Source organism: Streptomyces purpurogeneiscleroticus (genome assembly GCF_020024005.1).
GTDB lineage: Bacteria > Actinomycetota > Actinomycetes > Streptomycetales > Streptomycetaceae > Streptomyces > Streptomyces purpurogeneiscleroticus.
Genome location: NZ_NHSG01000279.1, coordinates 1 through 2,519, shown reverse-complemented (window position 1 = coordinate 2,519; position 2,519 = coordinate 1). Strand labels below are relative to the sequence as shown.

Genomic DNA, 2,519 nt, shown 5'->3' with positions numbered 1-2,519 from the left:
GGTGGTGGGCGCGGCCGGTCCGGAGGGTATGGAGTCGTCATTCACGGGCGCGGTCGCCCGTGTCCCGCTGCCGCTCTGCGCCGTCTCGGCGAAGGCGAAGCCGGCCGTGGTCAGCAGGGTCAGCAGCGCGGCAAGGAGAAGCGTCAGGGCAGGGCGTATCGCGGTACCCGGCTTCCCCATCGTCGCCTCCCCTCCGGCGGCCGTGGACAGTCAATTCCATTGTGTCCAAAGATGGTTGTCCCACGGCAAGTCCGCGTGTAACCGTCAGGTTAACGCGGTGTTAGCAGAGCGGAACGATCTTCTCCGTTCGCTCCGGCGGCCGCCGGGAGCCCGCCCCGAACCACCGCACGCCGGACTCCCCGAATGCTCGGCGGTCCCAGTCCGTGACACAACGTGCACACCTTTACCGAACGTTGACCTGCCTCCGCAGGTTCCCCGGAGGCGGGGGCTTGACGTCCAGTTCCGGACAGGCGCATATTCAACACATGGTGAATTACGCGTCCGGTGGGACCGGCAGGACGGGCGGGGCCGCCGGGTCGACGGACGAAGCCGCCGAGGCAGGGAAGGCCGCGGTCCCGGCCCTCCCCGCTGTACGCGCCCACGGGCTCTCGGTGGTCCGCGGCGGCCGTACCGTCCTGGACGCGCTCGCCTTCGACGTCCCGCGCGGCCAGGTCACCGGCCTCCTCGGCCCCTCCGGCTGCGGCAAGACGACGCTGATGCGCGCCATCGCCGGCACCCAGGCACACGTCACCGGCACGCTCGACGTCCTCGGCCGGCCCGCAGGCGAGGCGTCGCTGCGGCCCCGGATCGGTTACGTGACCCAGTCCCCGTCCGTGTACGACGACCTCACCGTCCGCCAGAACCTCGCGTACTTCGCCGAGATCCTGCACCCGGGACGGACCGCCCGCGCGGCGCGCCGGGCGGCCGTCGACCGCTCCATCGACGACGTGGACCTGGCGTCACACGCGGACGTACTCGCCGGGAACCTCTCCGGCGGCCAGCGCAGCCGCGTCTCCCTCGCGGTGGCGCTCCTCGGCGACCCGGAACTGCTGGTACTGGACGAGCCGACCGTCGGCCTCGACCCCGTACTCCGCCGCGACCTCTGGAACCTCTTCCACACCCTCGCCACCGACCGCGGCGTGACGCTGCTCGTCTCCTCCCACGTCATGGACGAGGCCGAACGCTGCGACCGCCTCCTCCTCATGCGCGAGGGCCAGGTCCTGGCGGACGGCACTCCGGACGAACTGACCGCCCGCACGCAGACTCCGACGGTGGAGGCGGCTTTCCTACGGCTCGTCGATGCCGCCGCTGACGTAGCTGTGGGCACAGCGGCACCCACGCGGCGGGACGCCGCCCCGACTCACCCGCACCCCGCCGCCGCACCGCGTCCCGCCGCGAATCGCCGTGCGTCGGCGCCCCGCACCGCGGCCACCGCCACCCGCGTCCTGCGCCAACTCCGCCACGATCCCCGCACGATCGCCCTCATGCTCATCGTCCCGTGCGCGATGATCGCCCTGCTCCGCTACGTCTTCGACGGAAACCCCCGCACGTTCGACGCCACCGGCGCCTCGCTCCTCGGCATCTTCCCGATGACCACGATGTTCCTGGTGACCTCCATCGCCACCCTGCGCGAACGCACCTCGGGCACGCTCGAACGCCTCCTCGCCATGCCGCTCGGCAAGACCGACCTGATCGCCGGTTACGCCCTCGCCTTCGGCCTGGTTGCCGTCGTCCAGTCCGCGCTCGCCACGGCGCTCTCCGTATGGCTGCTGGACCTGGACGTCACCGGCTCCCCCTGGCTCCTGCTCCTGGTGGCCGTCCTGGACGCCCTCCTCGGTACCGCCCTCGGCCTATTCGTCTCGGCGTTCGCCGCCTCCGAATTCCAGGCCGTCCAATTCATGCCGGCGGTCCTGATGCCGCAGCTACTGCTCTGCGGCCTCTTCACCCCGCGCGACGAAATGCAGCCGGTACTCTCCGGCCTTTCCGACGCCCTCCCGATGTCGTACGCGGTCGACGCCATGAACGAAGTACTCCGCCATTCCGACATCACCGGCGCCTTCGTCCGCGACGCCGCGATCGTCACCGGCTGCGCCCTCCTGGTGCTCTCCCTGGGCGCCGCCACCCTCCGCCGCCGAACCCGCTGACCCATTGGCCGGTCGTCCTCTCCCGGGCACTATGACGCCATGGGTAAAGGGGAGGGCTCAGCGCCGTACGAGGCACAGGACACGGCCGAATTCATCGAGGCGATGCGGCGCCTGAAGGAACGGTCCGGCCTGACCTACCGCCAGCTGGAGGAGAAGGCCGCAGGCCAGGGCGAACCGCTGCCGCGCAGCACCCTGGCCAACGCGCTGACCGGCCGGTCGCTGCCGCGCCCCGAACTGCTGGCCGCCTTCGTCCGGGCCTGCGGGGAGGGCGACCAGGTCGCGGAGTGGACCAGGGCCCGCGCCCTGCTCGCCGAGCGCTCCCGAACCGGCACACCACCCCCACCGGAACCGCCGTCCCCACCGGAACCCCCGTCA

Annotated in this window: 3 protein-coding genes and 1 pseudogene; 3 read left to right on the top strand and 1 reads right to left on the bottom strand. The window is 71.5% G+C overall.

The features are described from left to right. Nucleotides 1-180: hypothetical protein (locus CCS38_RS17965; RefSeq protein WP_223734304.1), on the bottom strand; the 180-nt coding region annotated here is incomplete at its 3' end. 305 nt (nucleotides 181-485) lie between these two features. Between CCS38_RS17965 and CCS38_RS17960 the strand changes: the two are divergent. The 3 genes and pseudogenes from CCS38_RS17960 to CCS38_RS17950 form a co-directional block, all read left to right on the top strand. Then, nucleotides 486-1,151, top strand: a pseudogene (locus tag CCS38_RS17960) (ABC transporter ATP-binding protein); the annotation flags it as partial. Nucleotides 1,152-1,319: 168 nt separating this feature from the next. Beyond that, on the top strand, nucleotides 1,320-2,144 hold the full coding sequence (locus tag CCS38_RS17955) for an ABC transporter permease (RefSeq protein WP_223734305.1): 825 nt from the start codon (nucleotides 1,320-1,322) through the stop codon (nucleotides 2,142-2,144). Nucleotides 2,145-2,183: 39 nt separating this feature from the next. Beyond that, the coding region (locus CCS38_RS17950; protein WP_223734303.1) for a helix-turn-helix domain-containing protein at nucleotides 2,184-2,519 on the top strand (336 nt) is incomplete at its 3' end.